Raw genomic sequence first — 18,325 nt, 5'->3', positions numbered from 1 at the left:
CATGCTTTTTTCGGTAAAATGCCATAATTCAGGCCGTTGGGTCGTGTTTCTGCCGCATTTAGCCATCATGGCCTAAAAGGAGAATTGCAACTGAAAAGCCGTTCTGCATTTGGCCATAAGGAATTGTTAACCATACTTCTTGAGCCTGCCTTAACCTAAATATGATTATTGGTTGGTCACGCAGGAACATCAAATCTTAAGGAGCTCCGGCCCATGCGCCGTTTCCAGTCGATCGCACGTAGCCCTATCGCTATTGCCCTTTTCATGTCGCTCGCCGTTGTCGGTTGTGCGTCCAAGAAGAACCTTCCGAACAATGCCGGAGATCTTGGTCTTGCTGGTGGTGCAGCAGCGCCTGGCTCTTCTCAGGATTTCACTGTGAACGTCGGTGACCGCATTCTTTTTGACCTCGACTCGTCGCTGATCCGTGCAGACGCACAGCAGACTCTGTCGAAGCAGGCTCAGTGGTTGCAGCGTTATCCGCAGTATTCGGTCACGATTGAAGGCCATGCGGACGAGCGCGGCACACGCGAATACAATCTTGCACTCGGCCAGCGCCGTGCTGCTGCAACCCGTGATTTCCTTGCGGCTCGTGGCGTTCCAACCAGCCGTATGCGTACCGTTTCCTACGGCAACGAACGTCCAGTGGCTGTTTGCGACAACAACTCTTGCTGGTCGCAGAACCGCCGTGCGGTTACCGTTCTCAACGGTGCCGGTAGCTAAGTTTCAGAAAATCGCCTGAACCTAATCCAGAAAAAGCGGCCTTTGGGCTGCTTTTTTTGTTTCAGGGACCGACTTATTGGCATCTTCGACAAATTTTGGCCGAACTCACCTGTGTGATAGGGAAAGCATCTTTGCTTTTTATGGATTTTCTCTAAAAGCGAAAGAGGGCCGCGCGAAGTTGGGTGTTCAGTTGATATTCAGGCATCAAATATCACGATGAGCATGAACATGATGACCGCGGTCGAAAGGTTTTAGGGTACATGAGCAATAGGGGCGAAAGGGAATGAGGAAACCAATGAGAAAAGTGACACTGGCATTTGCCATGCTGCCGCTTTTGGCGGGTGCTCCGGTTCTGGCTGCATCTGTTTCTTCTGAGCAGGGAACCATCCAGATTGCGCAGGCGGGCGATCTCGGGGGTGGCCAGTTTTCGCAGCAGATATGCAATCTTGCGCATCAGAATGCGCAGTCATACGCCCGCATCCTGCAACTTCGCGATAAGATGCTTCAGGTTCAGCGTGATAATGAAACCCGTTTCCGGGCACTTGAAAAAGGCAAGGGCGGCGCACAGAATCATGTTGTCATTGGTTCGACAGCCATTCTCGATGACGCCATGCGTGATAGCGGTGGCACAGGCGGGCAGGGTGGCTACCAGAGCCCCGGCTTGCAGCAGGAACTCATTCGCAACCTGACCGGCAAGGTTGAGGATGTGGATGCGCAGATTCGTTTTACCGACGAATTGCTGCAAAAAACGCAGGACGACAATCTCTTCCGATTTGAAGAGTTGGAAAAGAAAAACGGTGGCACAGCTTCCACCCAGTCAAGTGCTGGTCAGAGTGCACCATTGGCAGCACCACCTCCGGGTGGGGATCTTTGTTCGCAGGGCATGGGTAATCCGGTTGATATTGCGGATAAGCTTGGTAACCGCGCGGAAGCCATGAATTTTCAGGTTCTGGAATTTCAGGACCAGATGCAGAAAATGCAGGAAGAAAATGAACGCCGGTTCCAGAAGCTCGAAGGTGGGCGCGCTGATGCAGGCAAGGAGGCAGGTGAAACGTCACTTGCCGACGCAACAGCCACCGGAACCCCTGATAACGGGGGTTCGGGAACCACAATGCAGGACGGGAATCTCGGTTCTTCTTCACAGACGGCGGCCAATAATGCATCGGGCGCCGATTCCATGGCTATTGGTTCAGGCGCTGCCTCACAAGGCGGGCCGCAACGTGGGGAGCCGCCAAAAACGCTTGGCTCCATCGAGTTTGATAACAATGGCAATGTAATCGGCGAAACGATCAATGTTCAGCCGCGTCCGGCGGAACAGGGTGCAGCCGTGCCGGGAGGCGATGCGGTGGCGTCTCTGCCGACGGATGATAATCCGAATTCGCTTTATCAGGCTGCCTATCAATATCTTATGTCGGGCGATTACAAAGCGGCTGAAGCAGGTTTTCGCGAACATATTAAACGCTATCCAGCCGATCCGGCCACTGCCGAAGCGCGTTACTGGTTGGGTGAATCGCTTTACGGCCAATCACGTTATCCTGAAGCTGCGACTGTTTTCATCGATACGCAACGCGATTATCCAGAGTCCAAACGTGCCCCGGAAAACATGTTCAAGCTTGGTATGACGCTTGAAAAGATGGACAATAACGATGTCGCCTGCGCGACATTCAAGCAAATTCCCGAGCGTTATCCGAGCGCCGCACCCGCCATTTTGAAGCGGGTTACGGATGAACGTAAACGGATTAAATGCTGATTTTGGAGATCATTCGTGGGGCTTTCCCCGGTCGATATTTTAAAACCTTTCGAATTAGAGCATGCAAAAGGAATTGTCGCTGCTGTTTCAGGTGGCAGTGATTCACTGGCATTGCTGTTTTTGCTGAAAGACTATCTCGCGACGCTCAAGTCCCCGCCGTCGATCACCGTTGTCACCATTGATCATGGTTTGCGGGCCGAATCGGCCAAAGAAGCGGCTGATGTCGGGAAGCTTTGCAAAGCGCATGGGCTTTCTCATCGCACGCTGACATGGGACGACGCCAAGCCGAAGACAGGCATTGCCGCAGCCGCACGTTCTGCCCGATATCGCCTGCTGGTTCAGGCAGCACATGAGGCTGGTGCAGATGTTATTGCCACTGGCCACACAAGCGACGATCAGATCGAAACATTTCTGATGCGCAAAGAGCGCAGCTCGCATTCAGAAGCGCGTGGACTTGCGGCCATGGCATCGCGTTCGAGGCTCGAAAATTCGGTTGAGCTTATCCGGCCATTGCTTCATCTGTCGCGTGCTGTCTTACGCGATATGCTTTGTCAGCGGGGTGTTGTGTGGATTGATGATCCAAGCAATGTCAATACGCGTTATGAACGTCCGCGGGTGCGCGCAACCACAGCAGCATTGGCTGACCCCGCCATGGTTCTCGAAAAAATCGCTGTGGCGCGCGCTGCGCGTCAGCGTGACAACGCAATTCTGATTGCTGCTCTGGCAAATGCGCATTGTCTTCAAATGGACCCGTTTGGCACGATTGGGGTCGATGCGGATGTCTATGCTGCATTGCCAGAAAATATCCGGCGGCTTTTATCGGGGCTGCTTGCTTCGCTTGCCGGAGGGCGCCGCTTTTTGCCCGGTGATGCCGAGCGCTCGCGCATTGAAAAGCTTCTGTCAGGTCATGAGAAAGTGGACCGCTTGACAATTTTTGGCGCGCTTATCGAACTTGGCAAAAACGGCCAGCCGCACTGCTTTCGACGTGAGCGGCGCAATCTTCCCGTTATGCGTCTTGATCCGGGGCAGCAGATCATCTGGGATGGTCGGTTCCGTTTCCACAATGATGGAACAGCTTCCTTGAAGGTGGCGGCACCGGATCGGCAGGAGTTTGGCGATTTCGTTAAAGGTGCGGGACTGGAAGTTGATTCTGCGCTGCGCGAAGCTTTGCTTGTTTTGCCTGCGATTTATGAAGACGGCAAACTTTCGCAGCTTCCAATACTCGACGGGCAGAAATTGCCTGCGGGAATCAGCATCGAAAAGCACTTCGCGCTCTTTGATCACGTTCTTCCTGGCTATGATTTTGCGCTGGCAAAAGCCTTTGAGCAGCGTTTTGGACGACAATGTCCTAATTTTTATAAACCAGTTTGATAAGAATCGAAGACTGTGCGGCTCTCGCGCCTTGGCAAGGCCTTCCTTCGATCCTATGTTAGAACGAAACATCATCCCGTTCTCGCGGGGTGGCCGTGGTATCGATTGGACCCGTTATGAATCCGAACTATCGCAACTTCGCCCTTTGGGCGATCATTGCCCTGCTCTTGATCGCGCTGTTCAACCTGTTCCAGAGTCCTGGCCAGCGCACGAATTCCCGTGAAGTTTCCTATTCCCAGTTTATCGATGACGTTTCCAATGGGCGCGTGAAGTCGGTTACGATCACTGGTGAGCGGATTAGCGGTACGTTTGCTGATAATGGCTCGACCTTTCAGACCTATTCACCCGGCGATACTGGGCTGGTTTCGCGCCTTGAAGATAAAGGCGTGACGATTACTGCTCGCCCTGAAAGCGATGGATCCAGCTCGCTTTTAGGCATTCTGCTTTCCTGGTTGCCGATGATTCTTATTCTTGGCGTGTGGATTTTCTTCATGCGTCAGATGCAGGGTGGTTCGCGCGGTGCGATGGGCTTTGGCAAGTCCAAGGCCAAGCTTTTGACCGAAGCGCATGGTCGCGTGACGTTTCAGGACGTTGCGGGCGTTGAAGAAGCCAAGCAGGATCTGGAAGAAATTGTTGAATTCCTGCGCGATCCGCAGAAATTTCAGCGTCTGGGTGGTAAGATTCCACGTGGTGTTCTGCTCGTTGGTCCTCCCGGAACCGGTAAGACTTTGCTCGCGCGCTCTGTTGCAGGCGAAGCCAATGTGCCGTTCTTCACGATTTCGGGTTCTGACTTCGTTGAAATGTTCGTCGGTGTTGGTGCAAGCCGCGTCCGTGACATGTTCGAACAGGCCAAGAAGAATGCGCCTTGCATTATCTTCATCGACGAAATCGATGCTGTCGGTCGTCATCGTGGCGCCGGTCTTGGTGGCGGTAACGACGAACGCGAACAGACACTTAACCAGCTTCTGGTTGAGATGGATGGTTTTGAAGCCAATGAATCGATCATTTTGATTGCTGCAACCAACCGTCCTGACGTTCTTGATCCTGCATTGTTGCGTCCGGGCCGTTTTGACCGTCAGGTCGTCGTTCCGAACCCTGATATTGTGGGCCGCGAGCAGATTCTCAAAGTGCATGTGCGCAATGTTCCGCTTGCACCCAATGTTGATCTCAAGGTTATCGCACGCGGTACGCCGGGCTTTTCCGGTGCGGATCTTGCCAATCTCGTCAACGAATCTGCCCTGATGGCCGCACGCCGCAACAAGCGCCTTGTGACCATGCAGGAATTCGAAGACGCCAAGGACAAGATCATGATGGGTGCGGAACGCCGCTCCGCCATGACGCAGGAAGAAAAGGCCAATACGGCCTATCATGAAGCAGGGCACGCGATCGTTGCGCTCAATGTTCCGAGTTCGGATCCTGTTCACAAGGCAACCATTATTCCGCGCGGGCGTGCGCTGGGTATGGTGATGCAGCTTCCTGAAGGTGATCGTTATTCAGCGACCTATACATGGATGATCTCGCGTCTGGCGATCATGATGGGTGGCCGTGTGGCGGAAGAGCTGAAATTCGGCAAGGAAAACATTACGTCTGGTGCTTCTTCCGATATTCAGCAGGCGACGAAACTTGCTCGTTCGATGGTCACGCAGTGGGGTTATTCCGACAAGCTTGGCCGTGTGGCTTATGGTGACAATCAGGAAGAGGTTTTCCTCGGGCATTCGGTTTCGCGCACGCAGAATATTTCGGAAGAAACCGCGCAGATCATCGACGCCGAAGTGCGCCGCCTGATTGATGAGGCCTATGCCGATGCCACCCGCATCCTGACGGAAAAGCGTGCGGACTGGATTGCACTGGCGGAAGGTCTTCTGGAATATGAAACGCTCAGCGGCGATGAAATCAGGGAACTGATCGCAGGCAACAAGCCATCGCGTGATCAGGGCAATGATACGCCGTCGCGCGGTTCAGGTGTTCCGAAAGCGGGAAGCAAGCGTAAGCGCAAGGGTGATGAACCGGGCAGTGAGCCTGGCATGGAACCGAACCCGCAGCCGCAATAAGCATCTGTAATGATTATGAATAGCCGGGCAGTCTGCCCGGCTTTTCTGCTTTCACAGCGAGTTTTGTCGGAAAGGCTCGGTTAAGGATTTCGGCGCATCATAGGACAGATTTGGAAATTGATGCTTTAAAGTGGTCTGTTTCCCCGAAAGGTGAAATTGCAATGACGGGTGGTTTTGCGCTAATAACGCAGACAATCGATTGCCGGGCTCAGGAAGTTCGGATGCCATTGCTGCCTTAGGAATTAACAGCGACTGATATTTGTTTGCTTCGAGACAGCTCTATGGCGCAACGCAAGGCTAAGAATATGACACGCAAGTATTTTGGAACCGACGGCATTCGCGGCAAGGCCAACAGCTTTCCGATGACGCCTGATATTGCCATGAAAGTTGGTATGGCTGTCGGTCATATCTTCCGTCGCAAGGGACAGGCCTCACGCGTTGTGATCGGCAAGGATACGCGGCGTTCCGGCTATATGCTGGAAAACGCACTGGTTGCGGGCTTCACCGCTGCCGGCATGGATGTTTTCCTGCTTGGTCCAATTCCAACGCCGGCCGTTGCTATGCTTTGCCGTTCTTTGCGTGCTGATATTGGTGTGATGATTTCGGCTTCGCATAATCCTTTCTATGATAATGGCATCAAGCTTTTCGGTCCTGATGGATTCAAGCTGTCCGATGAAATCGAGCTGAAGATCGAAAGCCTGATCGACAGTGATTTGTCCGCGCATCTTGCGACCCATGGTGAAGTGGGCAAGGCCAAGCGCGTTGATGGTGATATCTATCGCTATATCGAATTTGCGAAACGCACGCTGCCACGCAATATTTCGCTCAATGGTCTGCGGGTTGTGGTCGATTGTGCCAATGGCGCGGGCTATAAGGTTGCACCTGCAGCGCTATGGGAGCTTGGCGCGGAGGTCATTACCATCAATGACGAGCCAAACGGCATCAACATCAATGAGGATTGTGGCTCGACCCATCCGATTGGGTTGATGAAGAAAGTGCATGAAGTGCGCGCCGATGTTGGTATTGCACTGGATGGCGACGCTGATCGTGTTCTGCTTGTCGATGAAAACGGCACGGTGATTGATGGCGATCAGCTTTTGGCTGTGATTGCCGAATCATGGGCTCGGTCTGACCGTTTGCAAGGCGGCGGTATCGTTGCGACAATTATGTCGAATCTCGGCCTCGAACGCTTTTTGCATGATCATAACATGACGCTCGCCCGCACCAAGGTCGGTGATCGTTACGTGGTTGAGCATATGCGTGAGCATGGCTTTAATGTGGGTGGCGAACAGTCAGGGCATATTGTTCTGTCAGATTTTGCGACCACGGGTGATGGCTTGGTTTCTGCATTGCAGATCCTTGCCGTTGCACAGGAAGAGAATAAGCCGCTGAGCGAATTGTGCCGCAAGTTTGAGCCGGTTCCACAGCTTCTCAAGAATGTGCGTACCGCTGGCGGAAAGCCACTTGAGAACAAGAAGGTCAAGAGCGCGATTAATGAGGCGCAGGACCGTCTTGGTACGCAAGGCCGTCTGGTTATTCGCCCTTCGGGAACCGAGCCGCTTATCCGTGTTATGGCGGAAGGCGATGATCGTGTTCTCGTTGAGAAGGTCGTCAATGATATTATCAGCGTCATTTCTTCGGAAAGTGCCGCTGCCTGATCGGCATGCGAGATAAAGCATCAGAAAGCGCGGACATTCCGCGCTTTTTTATTGGCGGAAGCGGGCTGGTGATGCTCGATGTAGAGTTTAACAAACCGGTTTCCGCTTTTGCCGGAGTTGCTCTAAGACATCGCTTCGCTGCCTATTTGAACTGAATTGGCACCGTGATTGGCATCCGCGGCTTTGCAATTGCGGCGGGTGGCGCAGGCACGGGCGATGAGTTGCGCGTGGCCTGAACAGCCAGTTCATCAACAGTTGGATTGCCCGATGAGCGCGCCAGTTTCACAGAGAGAATATTACCAGACGGATCAACGACAAACGCAACCTGTGCCGTCCCTTTCACACCTCTGCCAGCTTGACGCTGCAATGAACGCGTGCGGCGCAACAAGTGCGAATAAAGTTTCGACTGCCACTTATTGGAACTGACACCAGCTGATGCGTTGTTGTCGCCACGGCGATTGGCAACGGGTTTGGCACCCGAATCCACGTCCATGCGCGGCGCACTTGCCTGGCGCGTTTCCTTGGCCTTCTCCGCCTGCTTTGGCTTCGGCTTTTCGATTTTCTTGACCGGCTTTGGCTTTTCGGCCTTTGGCTTCTCTTCCTTCGGCTTTTCAATCTTTGGCTTCGGCTTTTCGACCGGAGCCGGTACAGCCACTTCCGGCTTAGGGGCCTCAACAATATCCGGAATTACCTCTTCCGGTTCATTGATCACTTCAGGCTCCGGCTCTGGTTCCGGCTCCTTGATCTCCTCAACGACGGGCTCCGGTTGAACCTCTTCGACAGGCTCTACAGCCGTTTCCTGTTGAGGTGCTTCGGACACCACTTCTTCCATCGGAGCTTCCGGCTCAGGTGCAAACTCAACCACCATGGCAGCAACCTGCGCGCCATCCGGCTGATCCTCATCCTGATTCATGCTGATCGCATAGGCGCCGGCAGCATGTACACTTAAGACGATAATCCCCGCACCAATCCAACGCCCTGCATCATGCCAAAAGGAATAATGATGGCTATCCGTCGATGCCACATTTTTAAGGGGGGGATGTTCGGGCGGCAATCTGTCCATTTACTGTGCTCCCTGACCAACCGGCGCAGAGGCTGGTGCTGAACCATCAGAGGCAGCCCCCACAGTTTCAAGGCCGACCAGCGCAATCTTGAGATAGCCAGCTTCTCGCAGCAGGTTCATCACACGCATCAATTCACCGTAACCAACCATTTTGTCAGCCCGCAAAAAGACCCGCGCATCCTTGTTTCGCTCAGACACACCGTCAAGCTTTTGCCCCAGTCCTTCGCGAGCAACCGTGTCGTTGCCAACGCTGATGGATAAATCTTCCTTGAGCGTCACATAGATCGGCTTGTCAGGGCGAGGTGCAGGTGTTGCAGTCGACGCAGGCAGATCCACGTTGATGTCCACAGTCGCAAGAGGGGCCGCAACCATGAAGATGATCAGGAGAACCAGCATAACATCGATGAACGGTGTCACGTTGATTTCGTGGTTCAGTTCCAGATCGTCGCCATCGCCTTCTCGAACTTTGCCAGCCATGATACTACTCCGCTGCGTGCAGCGCGCCTTCACGCACGCCAGCTGTTCTGAAGTCAAGATCCCGGCTTACCAGACGCTCAACGCCCGCTGAAGCATCGGCAAGCAGCGCGCGGTAACCAGTGATTGAACGGGCGAAAACGTTATAGATAACAACGGCAGGAATGGCCGCAACAAGGCCGATGGCCGTGGCGAGCAACGCTTCTGCAATGCCCGGAGCAACAACAGCAAGATTGGTCGTCTGTGCCTGACTGATGCCGATAAACGAATTCATGATGCCCCACACAGTTCCAAAAAGACCGACAAAGGGCGCGACCGAACCGATGGTTGCCAGAATGCCCGTACCCTTGGAAAGACGGCGTCCGGCTTTTGCTTCGATGCGCGACAGGCGCGAGGTAACGCGCTCCTTAAGGCCTTCCCCTCCGGCACGCGCCAATGCCGGGCCAGAAAGACGAACTTCATCTTCGGCAGCGCGGACCAGAATGGAAGCCGGTCCCTTCGCGCCTTCAAGTGTACGAACAGCTTCGGAAAGTGTCGCCGAATGACCAATGATCTTCAATGCGTGTTTGGCGCGGCTGCGAGCACCGGCCAGTTCAAGCGATTTCGCGATCAAGATCGTCCAGGTTAAAAGTGATGCAACCGCAAGACCGATCATCACCCCTTTCACAACCCAGTCGGCGGCCATGAACATACCCCATGGCGAAAGGTCATGCGGCAGGACAAAAGCAGGGGGCGCCTCGGTTGCGGTCAGTGGCTCTGCTGCATTGGGTTCACTTGCTGGGGTTGCGGATGGTATAATGGCGGGCTGGGCTGCCGGTGCTTGAACGGGGGCTGGGCTGGTCGCAGCGGGGCTATCGTTGGCAGGCTGCTGTGCCTCCTGTGCAAGTGCAGAACCCGCAAATGCCAGCAGCCCCATGCCCATCGCCGCAGCCATGAAGCTTTTTCGCCAGAAACCAGTCATTTTCATCGCCTTTTGATTGTTCAGGTCCGAGCGTACATGACAGATCAATCATGCAGACTGCCCCGCCGCCTGTCATGCCACTTGAGGCCTTTTCTTAACTCCCATTAATATGATGATGCAAGTCATGTTTTGAAAATGCTGCTATTTTTAGGATTGAACACATAAATTTCTCAAACCTGCTGCCCCCAAGAACGCTGATCCCCTTATCGGGATAGCACTTGCATAAAAGCTTCAAATCAGGCGTGATATGCTGCAATGGACAGTTTGGGGATAGTTTGGGCATTTCCAATCATTGCCTGGGACTGAACGGAATTCGGGAGGAGAGGCTCATGATGCTTAAAGACATTCAGGCACTTGAAAACGCTGCTCGTATGGCGATGGCAGGCAACGATGATCCATTGCCTGTTCGCGCGCGATCATTAAAGCCATCCTATTACGGCGGTCTGGCTTTCATCACTGTCGCTTGCGCAGCCTATCTGTTTTTTGCGTAAGACAGGACGCGTCAGCGCAAACGATTCCAGCGATATTTACCATGACTTGCAGATCGTCATGGTTTGAGTTGCTGACTTATGCCTGAACATGCAACCATTGCGCCGTAACAACGTTATTGTGGTGAATTGATACGGTTGCTTGTCGTCTTCTTGATGCCTAAATTGGCTCGACGTCTGTTACCGTGGGATGCAATTTTAGAAATTAGACCACTCGTCGAACAACATATGTTGCAAACAGTGATTAAACAGGAGGCCTGACATGGCGCGCGGAACAACCAACACGCGTAAGATTGAGGAAAATCTCGAAGAGGCACTGACCGATTCGACAACTGAAGACCTTCAGTCTCAGGTCGAGCAGCTGAAGGAAGATATTGCTGCCATCGCCGCAACCCTGGCGAATCTTGGTTCCCAGACTGTGCGCGATGCGAAACGCACCGCCAAGCAAACGTATAAAAGCGCATATGTGCAGGGTGAAGACGTTGTCGATGACCTGAAAAGCAAAGCGCAGGATGTCGAAGCGCAGTTGACCGAAACAGTGCGGGCCAAACCGATTGCATCGCTGGCGACGGCTGTTGGTATCGGTTATCTGCTCGCCCTTCTCTCGCGCCGCTGATCCGCGCCATGCTGAAGCTTCTGGCACCAGTCGTGGCAACGCTTGCCGGTGATGAGCTAAAGCTTCTCACCGGACGTGCTAAACGTGCTGCAATTTTTGGAGCGGCAATTGCTGTCTTCGGACTGATCGCGGTTGTGTTTCTTTGCGTCGCCGCTTTTCTTGCACTGGCTCAAAATTACGGCGGGCCGATTGCTGCACTCATTCTCGCAGGGCTATCGATTATCATTGCTCTGCTTATCATTGCAGTGCTCAAAGTTCAGGCTGCGGCAGAAGAAAAGAAACGCAAAGAGCGTATCGCCGCAGACAAATCAGCACTCGTGGCAACGGCTGCAATTGCAACCGTGCCGTCAATTCTGAAACGTCCAATTCTCGCTGTCGCACTGCCATTGGCAGGCATAGCGCTGGTGAGCTTGCTTTCAAATAAGACGAAGCGCTGATTTTACGATAAGCAAAACAGATGAGACCGGCTCCCCGCGATGTTTCGTTGGGGGCCGTTTTTATGACGAAGCTTCGTGCTCCTGATCTGGCCGCGCGTGAACAAGGGAGGACAACCGGACGATCACGCGTGTTCCCGTACCATCTTCGGACGTCGAATAAACCGGCTTTTCGCCAAACTGCATGCAAAGTTGCTCGACCACCAGCGTGCCAAGGCCATTCTGTTCGCGCGCATTATCCGTATCGCCACCCTGCCAGCCGATACCGTCATCTTCGACCATCAAAGCAGGCTTTCCACTCTCAACGTCATTTTTGAAGCTAACTGAAATTCGACCGCCTTGCCGCCCCTTGAAAGCATGCTTGATCGCATTGGTGATAAGCTCGCCCAGAATGATACCGATTGTCGTAACATCCCGCGCTTTGAGATCAAGTGGCGCAAAATCCGTTGTGAAAGTGATTTGGCGATCATCCGCAATTCCCTCGCGGATATCTTCGATAACTGTTTCCAGAAACTCATCAATTCGCGTCGATTCCATATCCTCGCCCAGCCGGAGCCTGCGATGCGCGGTCGAAACCGTCTGCACCCGATCGCGCGCCGCAACGAGGGCCGCGCGGGCTTCTTCACTGCGCGTTTGTCGCAATTGCAGGCCAAGCAACGAAGAAACAGTGGCCAGTGAATTGCCGATGCGGTGGTTTGAATCCTGCAAAAGGATTTCAACCCGTTTGCGCTCATGCTCAGCAACAGCACGCTCCCGTTCGAGCTCCGCTGTTCGCTCTTTCACGCGTTCCTCAAGAAGCTCTTTCTCAGACAGCAAAGCCGACTGCCCTTCAAAGAGCAGACGTGCCGCGCGCTGAACACGTGACAAAAGCAAAAAACCCAGCACGGCTGCTGAGGTAAGCGCGACGATCGAAGTCGCCGTCAGCAAGGAGCGCATCCTGTCTATATAGGCATTGCGCTGTGCAAGTTCCTGTCCCTCCGTGGCGACAAATTGCGACACTGTTTGCGCAAGCTGATCGCGCAGATTTTTGCCCTCGTTACTGCGAAGTTGTTGAGTGGCCTCGCCAATCTTGCCTTGCCTGGCAAGAATGATCGTCTCACGAACATCTTTTTGACCCTGCTTAACCAGCGACTTGATCTCTATAACCCGCGCATGCTGCGGCGGATTATTTTCTGTCATGACGGCAAGATCATCCAGCGTCTGGTCAATATTGGCAATCGAACGCTCGTAGCGATCAAGATAATCTTCATCCAGCGTCAGAAGATATCCGCGACGGCTCATCTCAATATTATAGGCAATGCGTGTCACCCTGTTGACCTGCTCGCGCAGTTCAAAGTTCCTTGAAATATCGACAACCTGTTTGTTCACACCATAGGAAAGAAACAGGGTTATCAACGCCGATAACAAAACCAGACTAAGCGACACGATAAAGGCAATCGGGCGCATCGAAGGTTTGAACAGGCGGTTTGAAAAGGCTGATGACAACGGCAAATCCACAAGAATTCAAAGTTACAAACCAGTGCGGAGGACCGCACGGATCTTCCATAATGGTTTGACAAGCAAATATTAGTAAAGCGAACTCTTCAAGTGCCTAGGCCGTGTGGACAATTATTTTTCAGTCGTGGCATGAGAAGGTTTTGTTTCTGAACAGCAGAAAAGGCCGCCGTGGCGTGTATCTCCATACCACGAACCAGAATATAATTGTCCACACGGCCTGGTATGCCGAAACCGAAATTCGTAGCCTATTGCGTGAAAACAAACCGGCAGAGCATTTCCAATAATTCAATCAAAACAGGAAATGCTTTCCCGGTCTGTTTCCGGCATTTGCATGCATCAGCACAGGCGTCAGGCGAAGCTTCTCAGCGTGGCGCGGGATGAATTGGCATCCGGCCCGTAGTCTGCATCGCCTTCAATTTGCAGTATCTCCTGAAGGCGCGTGCGCGCACGGCTGACACGGCTTTTGATCGTGCCAACAGCACAGCCACAGATTTCAGCAGCCTCTTCATAGGCAAAGCCAGACGCTCCAATCAGAATGATGGCCTCACGCTGGTCATCAGGCAGCTGATCGAGCGCTACCTTGAAATCCTGCAAATCAAGCGTGCCATATTGCGATGGATGCACAGCCAGTTGTTCGCTGAAAACACCGTCCGTATCCTGCACCTCACGACCACGCTTACGCATCTGGCTGTAAAACTCGTTGCGCAGGATCGTAAACAGCCATGCCTTGATGTTGGTTCCCAACTCAAAGGATTCTTGCTTGGCCCAGGCTTTCATAATTGTGTCCTGAACCAGATCGTCAGCACGATCATGCTGGCCGATCAATGATACCGCAAACGCACGCAAACTTGGCAGCGAGGCCAGGAGTTCGCGCTTGAATTGCGCCAACTCTTCAGCCGACGGAACCAGTGCTTTGCCCACGCGTACTCTCCTGTTCAGCCTGATCGAGTTTTTCCAAAAGGTCGAGGAAACGATCCGGAATTGTCTCTTCCTGTATTGAGGTATAAAGCGCTTTGAGTTTGAGACCGACTTCGCAGTTAGGTCCTAAAATGTCCTTCCGGACGCGCCCGTTGAGCCGGATCCCGGCCCCGTTCGCTTGAAGGTTTTTCTTTTCTGTCATCACTTATTCATTCCAGGCATCTCGCCCTGTTCCACGATCACAAATGCATTACTCTGGAGGCTAAATGCGCCCACTCTGAAAAAGTTCCCTCACTTTTTTAAAATCTCGAGGAACTTTTCTCAAACTGCAACGTTTGTGTAGCATTATGCCGTGCTCTATAACATTGCCGAAGAGCTTTCGCGTCCTGTCGGTGAGTGTAAAAAGCAAGAAGTGCGGCAATGAGGAGTCCAAAAACCATGACGTTATCGACGCGTATTGCGCCGCATCTTCCCTATCTCCGCCGTTTTTCGCGTGCTCTGACAGGCTCGCAGGCATCAGGCGACGCCTATGTTGCTGCGACATTGGAAGCATTGATCGCAGACATCAGCATCTTCCCGCCTGCATCAGCAGACCGGATCGCGCTTTATCGGTTGTTCTGCAATCTGTATAAAACGGCCTCTGTCGAAATTCCGGAGCCTGCCTCTGAATTTGCATGGGAAAAGCAGGCAGCGCGAAATCTTTCTTATATTTCCCCTTTGCCGAGACAGGCCTTTTTGCTCGTCGCTGTTGAAGGGTTCAATGATCGGGAAGCCGCTGAAATTCTTGAAATCGATGAGCGTGAATTCGGCCGTATTTTGACATCTGCTTCGACAGAAATTTCGAAACAGGTGGCAACGCGAATTATGATTATCGAAGATGAACCGCTTATTGCGATGGACATCGAACAGATGGTCGAGAGTCTTGGCCATGAAGTCGTCGGCATTGCACGCACCAAGGATGAAGCGCTTGCGCTCTATAGCCGCGAAAAGCCGAGAATGGTGCTTGCGGATATTCAATTGGCTGATGGCAGTTCCGGCATTGATGCTGTGAATGAGATTTTGCAGGATGGCACAATCCCCGTGATCTTCATCACCGCGTTCCCTGAGCGGCTCTTGACCGGCGAGCGCCCTGAACCGACCTTCCTTGTGACCAAGCCGTTTAATCCAGACATGGTCAAGGCGCTTATCAGCCAGGCTTTGTTCTTTGAAGAAGCCGCTCAGGTTGCAGCCTGAACTGGAAATGTGACGCAAAGTGACACCCCTGCAAAGAATGACTTCTTGCGGGGGTGTCAGCGTTAAACTGACAACTATGTGCTAAAAAGCGCGATTTATTTGCAGTCTGGACCTTCAAATTGTCTATTTCGAGGAACCAAAAGCAACGATCAGACGTTTCCCTTTCAATCAATGAAAAGGAGACCCACAATGCTTTATTATGCTCTTGTCTTTCTCGTCGTCGCGCTGGTCGCAGGCGCTTTGGGCTTTGGCGGTATTGCCGGCGCATCAGCGGGTATAGCGCAGATTCTTTTCTTCGTATTCCTCGCCCTGCTGGTCATATCTTTGATCGCCTCGGCTATCCGCAAGGCTTAATCCTGTCGGCTCTTGCAAGGCGGCTCACCGCCTTGCAAGGCAGCCAGCAAAAATTGCGCCGTTGCACGACCTTCGTCAACGGCGCGGTTATTCATCACAGTGTTGATCCAAAATTATTGAAATTATTGCCTGTTGCTTCTTGTTTTTATCAACCAAGCTTTTGTTATTCACCCATTCCTTTTCACTCTACAACGCATGGTAATTGAGGCATTCATGGCCGCGTTAACCCCATCCCCCCTCAACGAAACAAAGTCTGATGCGTCACGATTGCGCGCATTGCTGGGCGCTGTGCGAAACAGCAATATCTGCGTGCTCTACCAGACGCCCGATATGCTTTATGCCTGGGGGGAGAACATTCCCAGCTATTGGCAGGAGAAATGGAAAGCGGGTGGACGGGATTGTGATTTTATTTTCTCGACGTCAATGTCGAGGCTCGAACAAGCAAAGCGCACAGCAATCGAAACCGGAACGGCACAAAATATTGAGCTGGCCATTAATGATGGCGACAAGCTTCGCTGGATCGACTTTCACATTGATTGTGATCTTGATGCAAATGGCAACGTTGTTGGCCTTGTTACAACGGCGCTGGAAATCAGTGAACTAAAACGCCGCGAACAAGTTTTAAAAACCCTGTTGCGCGAAGTGAGCCATCGCTCGAAAAATCTGCTCGCCATTGTGCAGAGCATTGCCAGCCAAACGGCGCGCTTCACTGATTCTGTCGATGACTTTCTTCTCAAGTTTCGCGGACGCATTCAGTCTCTGTCCTATTCGCAGGATCTGGTGACCGATTCCAACTGGCACGGTGCCTTATTTGTCGATCTTGTGCAGTCCCAAATCGAAAAATATATCGATATCAATGATGAACGGCTGAGCATTGAAGGCGACAACCCTTATTTGTTTCCGGGTGCAGCGCTGCATATCGGCCTTGCTCTGCACGAGCTGATCGTCAATGCAACATCCTTTGGCGGATTATCGATTCCTTATGGCCGCGTCATCATTTCTGCAAAAATTCTCCAGACCGATGCAGGCGAAGACGAACTGCTCTTTTATTGGAAAGAAACCAATCCGGCCATGCCGGACGTGTTTCAGCACGACCCGCGCTTTGGCAGTGCGGTCCTGCAGCGCATTGTGCCGCAAGCGGTGAACGGACATGCAGAATACCGCGTTGATGGCTCAGGTGCAGTCTATTCCCTGCACGTTCCGGCAGAGCAATTCGACGCCTGAAAGACCTTCCCACATTTCCCCACTCATAAAAGAAAAGCCGTCATGGTTTGAACCACAACGGCTTTCCTTAAAGATGCGGAACGTCGGCGACATAACGGGGGGCGTCTGCGCGACATTCTCACAGCCAACTTCAAACGGGGACATTGTTGTTGGCCAATGAGGACCGCTTGCGGGGCTTATCGTGGTCCTCGAAAACATGAACGGATATCCAAAAGTTTGGTTCCGTCAGGATTCGATTTTTTTACAATAAAGTTCGAGCCGGTGATGCACAATTTCATATCCGAGCGCCCGGGCGATTTCTTCCTGCAATTTTTCTATTTTTTCAGAGCTGAACTCAACCACTTCCCCCGAATCCATATCGATGATGTGGTCATGATGTGCCCCATTCGCCTGCTCAAACCGCGATGGACCGCCAGCGAAGGCATGGCGATGGATAGCCCCAAGTTCCTCCAGCAGCTTCATAGTTCTGTAAACGGTTGATAATGAAATACTATTATCAACCTCAACAGCGCGCCTGAAAATTTCCAGCGCATCCGGATGATCTTCCGTTTCAGTCAATATGTTGAGGATGATGCGGCGTGGCCGCGTAATGCGGATACCAGCCTGCCTCAGCTCCTGCTCATAATCGGGTTTTTTGTGCGATTCACTCATGGCCTGATTATGCACCCGCAAGGCGCCAGTTGCAAATTTTTGCAACTGGAAGAGAGAATATCTCCCCAAGCCATTTTGTAATCCGCATGTTTGATCAATCGACAAACTGTGTTCCCTGCCCATTTTTACAACGTTCCAGACGTTATGGTGCAGATGTGAACCCTGTTTGCCGACGCAGCATTTCACGCGGATCGGAAAGCGCCACGCAGATTGATCTTATCGCGTCTTGAGTATTTTAATCGCGATTATCCAGCCAACGATGGGCGTGATGATGGCACTGATAACCACTGCCCAGATCATAGGATAGGCCGGATTCTGTGAAAGCTCCGGCACTGTCAGGATTACGATAAAGCCGATGCCGATCAAAACGATAAACGCAATCGAACTTATGATCGATGCCAATTGAAGCCGTGTCCCCATAATCCCCTCCAGTATAGTTTCAACAAATAGATACGCACTATCGACTTTTGTCCATCCTCGTAAAAACGTCTCAAGAAAATTGCCTGTCGATGCTGCTATAATCGATTATCTGCTGAAGAAATGCATTGATTAGGGTCAATTCGAACCGGCTGGTTCCAAGCAAATAAACTGGCGTGTTATTGTCTCGCCCAATCGGGATTAATACCGTTTTTACCCATAATTCCGTACTCCCCTCCGGTGTTGATGAACCAGATGGTGAACAGTGCGCACAGAACCAGAAACACGCTCCAGGAGATGATAAGCCGCGTCTTTCGCGCCTTGCGTTTCAACAAAAGATACACACCGGCACTCACCGCAGCAGATCCGATATAGGCTGCAATCATACCAAACTCCGTTATGGGGATTATACAAATAGGCAGGCACATCCACGCCTACCTTGTTT

20 protein-coding genes are annotated in these 18,325 nt (G+C 52.4%); 11 read left to right on the top strand and 9 right to left on the bottom strand.

Translation table 11 applies throughout. From position 1 onward, the window contains the following. Positions 1-213 precede the first annotated feature (213 nt). The 5 genes from pal to glmM all read left to right on the top strand — a co-directional run bounded on the left by pal (position 214) and on the right by glmM (position 7,550). A complete protein-coding gene (gene pal / locus OPR82_RS10835) occupies positions 214-720 on the top strand; it encodes a peptidoglycan-associated lipoprotein Pal (protein WP_265984797.1) in 507 nt (168 codons plus the stop codon). A 283-nt stretch (positions 721-1,003) separates the two neighbouring features. Next, positions 1,004-2,470, top strand: a complete 1,467-nt coding sequence (gene ybgF, locus OPR82_RS10830; protein WP_265984796.1) for a tol-pal system protein YbgF — start codon at positions 1,004-1,006, stop codon at positions 2,468-2,470. A 15-nt stretch (positions 2,471-2,485) separates the two neighbouring features. Further along, positions 2,486-3,841, top strand: coding sequence for a tRNA lysidine(34) synthetase TilS (gene tilS / locus OPR82_RS10825; RefSeq protein WP_265984795.1), 1,356 nt, complete (start codon positions 2,486-2,488; stop codon positions 3,839-3,841). A 116-nt stretch (positions 3,842-3,957) separates the two neighbouring features. Next, on the top strand, positions 3,958-5,892 hold the full coding sequence (gene ftsH / locus OPR82_RS10820) for an ATP-dependent zinc metalloprotease FtsH (RefSeq protein WP_265984794.1): 1,935 nt from the start codon (positions 3,958-3,960) through the stop codon (positions 5,890-5,892). Between the two features lie 305 nt (positions 5,893-6,197). Then, positions 6,198-7,550 carry a phosphoglucosamine mutase gene (glmM, locus tag OPR82_RS10815; RefSeq protein WP_265984793.1) on the top strand — a complete coding sequence of 451 codons (1,353 nt, stop codon included), beginning with the start codon at positions 6,198-6,200 and terminating at the stop codon, positions 7,548-7,550. A gap of 142 nt (positions 7,551-7,692) precedes the next feature. Here the strand turns inward: glmM and OPR82_RS10810 are convergent, their stop codons facing one another. Genes OPR82_RS10810 through exbB form a run of 3 tightly spaced genes read right to left on the bottom strand, consistent with a single transcriptional unit; the run spans position 7,693 to position 10,048 of the window. Continuing rightward, positions 7,693-8,613, bottom strand: a complete 921-nt coding sequence (locus tag OPR82_RS10810; RefSeq protein WP_265984792.1) for an energy transducer TonB family protein — start codon at positions 8,611-8,613, stop codon at positions 7,693-7,695. Then, the gene (gene exbD / locus OPR82_RS10805; protein ID WP_265984791.1) at positions 8,614-9,090 is read right to left on the bottom strand and encodes a TonB system transport protein ExbD; all 477 of its coding nucleotides are present in this window, start codon (positions 9,088-9,090) and stop codon (positions 8,614-8,616) included. Positions 9,091-9,094: 4 nt separating this feature from the next. Next, a complete protein-coding gene (gene exbB, locus OPR82_RS10800) occupies positions 9,095-10,048 on the bottom strand; it encodes a tonB-system energizer ExbB (RefSeq protein ID WP_265984790.1) in 954 nt (317 codons plus the stop codon). Positions 10,049-10,377: 329 nt separating this feature from the next. Between exbB and OPR82_RS10795 the strand changes: the two genes are divergently transcribed. The 3 genes from OPR82_RS10795 to OPR82_RS10785 all read left to right on the top strand — a co-directional run bounded on the left by OPR82_RS10795 (position 10,378) and on the right by OPR82_RS10785 (position 11,589). Beyond that, on the top strand, positions 10,378-10,539 hold the full coding sequence (locus OPR82_RS10795; protein ID WP_265984789.1) for a hypothetical protein: 162 nt from the start codon (positions 10,378-10,380) through the stop codon (positions 10,537-10,539). 259 nt (positions 10,540-10,798) lie between these two features. After that, positions 10,799-11,152 carry a DNA gyrase subunit B gene (locus OPR82_RS10790; protein WP_265984788.1) on the top strand — a complete coding sequence of 118 codons (354 nt, stop codon included), beginning with the start codon at positions 10,799-10,801 and terminating at the stop codon, positions 11,150-11,152. Between the two features lie 8 nt (positions 11,153-11,160). After that, entirely contained in the window at positions 11,161-11,589 is a 429-nt protein-coding gene (locus OPR82_RS10785; protein ID WP_265984787.1) for a phage holin family protein, read from the top strand. 60 nt (positions 11,590-11,649) lie between these two features. On the opposite strand, the gene OPR82_RS10780 is transcribed toward OPR82_RS10785, so the two are convergent. The 3 genes from OPR82_RS10780 to OPR82_RS10770 form a co-directional block, all read right to left on the bottom strand. Beyond that, entirely contained in the window at positions 11,650-13,071 is a 1,422-nt protein-coding gene (locus OPR82_RS10780) for a sensor histidine kinase (RefSeq protein ID WP_265984786.1), read from the bottom strand. Positions 13,072-13,431: 360 nt separating this feature from the next. Then, positions 13,432-14,004: an RNA polymerase sigma factor gene (locus tag OPR82_RS10775; protein ID WP_265984785.1), complete on the bottom strand. Its 573-nt coding sequence runs from the start codon at positions 14,002-14,004 to the stop codon at positions 13,432-13,434. Continuing rightward, entirely contained in the window at positions 13,976-14,203 is a 228-nt protein-coding gene (locus tag OPR82_RS10770) for a NepR family anti-sigma factor (protein ID WP_265984784.1), read from the bottom strand. The genes OPR82_RS10775 and OPR82_RS10770 overlap by 29 nt, the downstream gene beginning before the upstream one ends. A 236-nt stretch (positions 14,204-14,439) precedes the next feature. Here OPR82_RS10770 and OPR82_RS10765 point away from each other — a divergent pair, with 236 nt between their 5' ends. From OPR82_RS10765 to OPR82_RS10755, 3 genes are all read left to right on the top strand, one after another. After that, positions 14,440-15,234 (top strand): response regulator, encoded by a 795-nt coding sequence (locus tag OPR82_RS10765; protein WP_265984783.1) that lies wholly within the window; start codon positions 14,440-14,442, stop codon positions 15,232-15,234. A gap of 189 nt (positions 15,235-15,423) precedes the next feature. Next, on the top strand, positions 15,424-15,588 hold the full coding sequence (locus OPR82_RS10760) for a DUF1328 domain-containing protein (protein WP_006473348.1): 165 nt from the start codon (positions 15,424-15,426) through the stop codon (positions 15,586-15,588). Positions 15,589-15,801: 213 nt separating this feature from the next. After that, entirely contained in the window at positions 15,802-16,812 is a 1,011-nt protein-coding gene (locus OPR82_RS10755) for a sensor histidine kinase (protein WP_265984782.1), read from the top strand. Between the two features lie 225 nt (positions 16,813-17,037). Here the strand turns inward: OPR82_RS10755 and OPR82_RS10750 are convergent, their stop codons facing one another. The 3 genes from OPR82_RS10750 to OPR82_RS10740 form a co-directional block, all read right to left on the bottom strand. Continuing rightward, complete coding sequence (locus OPR82_RS10750; protein ID WP_265984953.1) at positions 17,038-17,463, bottom strand: transcriptional repressor; 426 nt, start codon at positions 17,461-17,463, stop codon at positions 17,038-17,040. 216 nt (positions 17,464-17,679) lie between these two features. Further along, complete coding sequence (locus tag OPR82_RS10745) at positions 17,680-17,883, bottom strand: hypothetical protein (protein ID WP_265984781.1); 204 nt, start codon at positions 17,881-17,883, stop codon at positions 17,680-17,682. Between the two features lie 176 nt (positions 17,884-18,059). Beyond that, positions 18,060-18,266 (bottom strand): hypothetical protein, encoded by a 207-nt coding sequence (locus tag OPR82_RS10740; RefSeq protein WP_265984780.1) that lies wholly within the window; start codon positions 18,264-18,266, stop codon positions 18,060-18,062. Between the last annotated feature and the right edge of the window lie 59 nt (positions 18,267-18,325).

The sequence above is a fragment of the Ochrobactrum chromiisoli genome, from assembly GCF_026241335.1.
GTDB classification, from domain to species: domain Bacteria; phylum Pseudomonadota; class Alphaproteobacteria; order Rhizobiales; family Rhizobiaceae; genus Brucella; species Brucella chromiisoli.
This window is presented reverse-complemented; position numbering and strand designations above follow the sequence as displayed.

Excerpts from the sequence above, each read along its gene's own strand:
- pal (WP_265984797.1), top strand. The coding sequence starts at position 214 with ATGCGCCGTTTCCAGTCGATCGCACGTAGCCCTATCGCTATTGCCCTT.
- ybgF (WP_265984796.1), top strand. The coding sequence starts at position 1,004 with ATGAGGAAACCAATGAGAAAAGTGACACTGGCATTTGCCATGCTGCCG.
- ftsH (WP_265984794.1), top strand. The coding sequence starts at position 3,958 with ATGAATCCGAACTATCGCAACTTCGCCCTTTGGGCGATCATTGCCCTG.
- glmM (WP_265984793.1), top strand. The coding sequence starts at position 6,198 with ATGACACGCAAGTATTTTGGAACCGACGGCATTCGCGGCAAGGCCAAC.
- OPR82_RS10810 (WP_265984792.1), bottom strand. The coding sequence starts at position 8,613 with ATGGACAGATTGCCGCCCGAACATCCCCCCCTTAAAAATGTGGCATCG.
- exbD (WP_265984791.1), bottom strand. The coding sequence starts at position 9,090 with ATGGCTGGCAAAGTTCGAGAAGGCGATGGCGACGATCTGGAACTGAAC.
- exbB (WP_265984790.1), bottom strand. The coding sequence starts at position 10,048 with ATGACTGGTTTCTGGCGAAAAAGCTTCATGGCTGCGGCGATGGGCATG.
- OPR82_RS10795 (WP_265984789.1), top strand. The coding sequence starts at position 10,378 with ATGATGCTTAAAGACATTCAGGCACTTGAAAACGCTGCTCGTATGGCG.
- OPR82_RS10790 (WP_265984788.1), top strand. The coding sequence starts at position 10,799 with ATGGCGCGCGGAACAACCAACACGCGTAAGATTGAGGAAAATCTCGAA.
- OPR82_RS10785 (WP_265984787.1), top strand. The coding sequence starts at position 11,161 with ATGCTGAAGCTTCTGGCACCAGTCGTGGCAACGCTTGCCGGTGATGAG.
- OPR82_RS10770 (WP_265984784.1), bottom strand. The coding sequence starts at position 14,203 with ATGACAGAAAAGAAAAACCTTCAAGCGAACGGGGCCGGGATCCGGCTC.
- OPR82_RS10765 (WP_265984783.1), top strand. The coding sequence starts at position 14,440 with ATGACGTTATCGACGCGTATTGCGCCGCATCTTCCCTATCTCCGCCGT.
- OPR82_RS10760 (WP_006473348.1), top strand. The coding sequence starts at position 15,424 with ATGCTTTATTATGCTCTTGTCTTTCTCGTCGTCGCGCTGGTCGCAGGC.
- OPR82_RS10755 (WP_265984782.1), top strand. The coding sequence starts at position 15,802 with ATGGCCGCGTTAACCCCATCCCCCCTCAACGAAACAAAGTCTGATGCG.
- OPR82_RS10750 (WP_265984953.1), bottom strand. The coding sequence starts at position 17,463 with ATGAGTGAATCGCACAAAAAACCCGATTATGAGCAGGAGCTGAGGCAG.
- OPR82_RS10745 (WP_265984781.1), bottom strand. The coding sequence starts at position 17,883 with ATGGGGACACGGCTTCAATTGGCATCGATCATAAGTTCGATTGCGTTT.
- OPR82_RS10740 (WP_265984780.1), bottom strand. The coding sequence starts at position 18,266 with ATGATTGCAGCCTATATCGGATCTGCTGCGGTGAGTGCCGGTGTGTAT.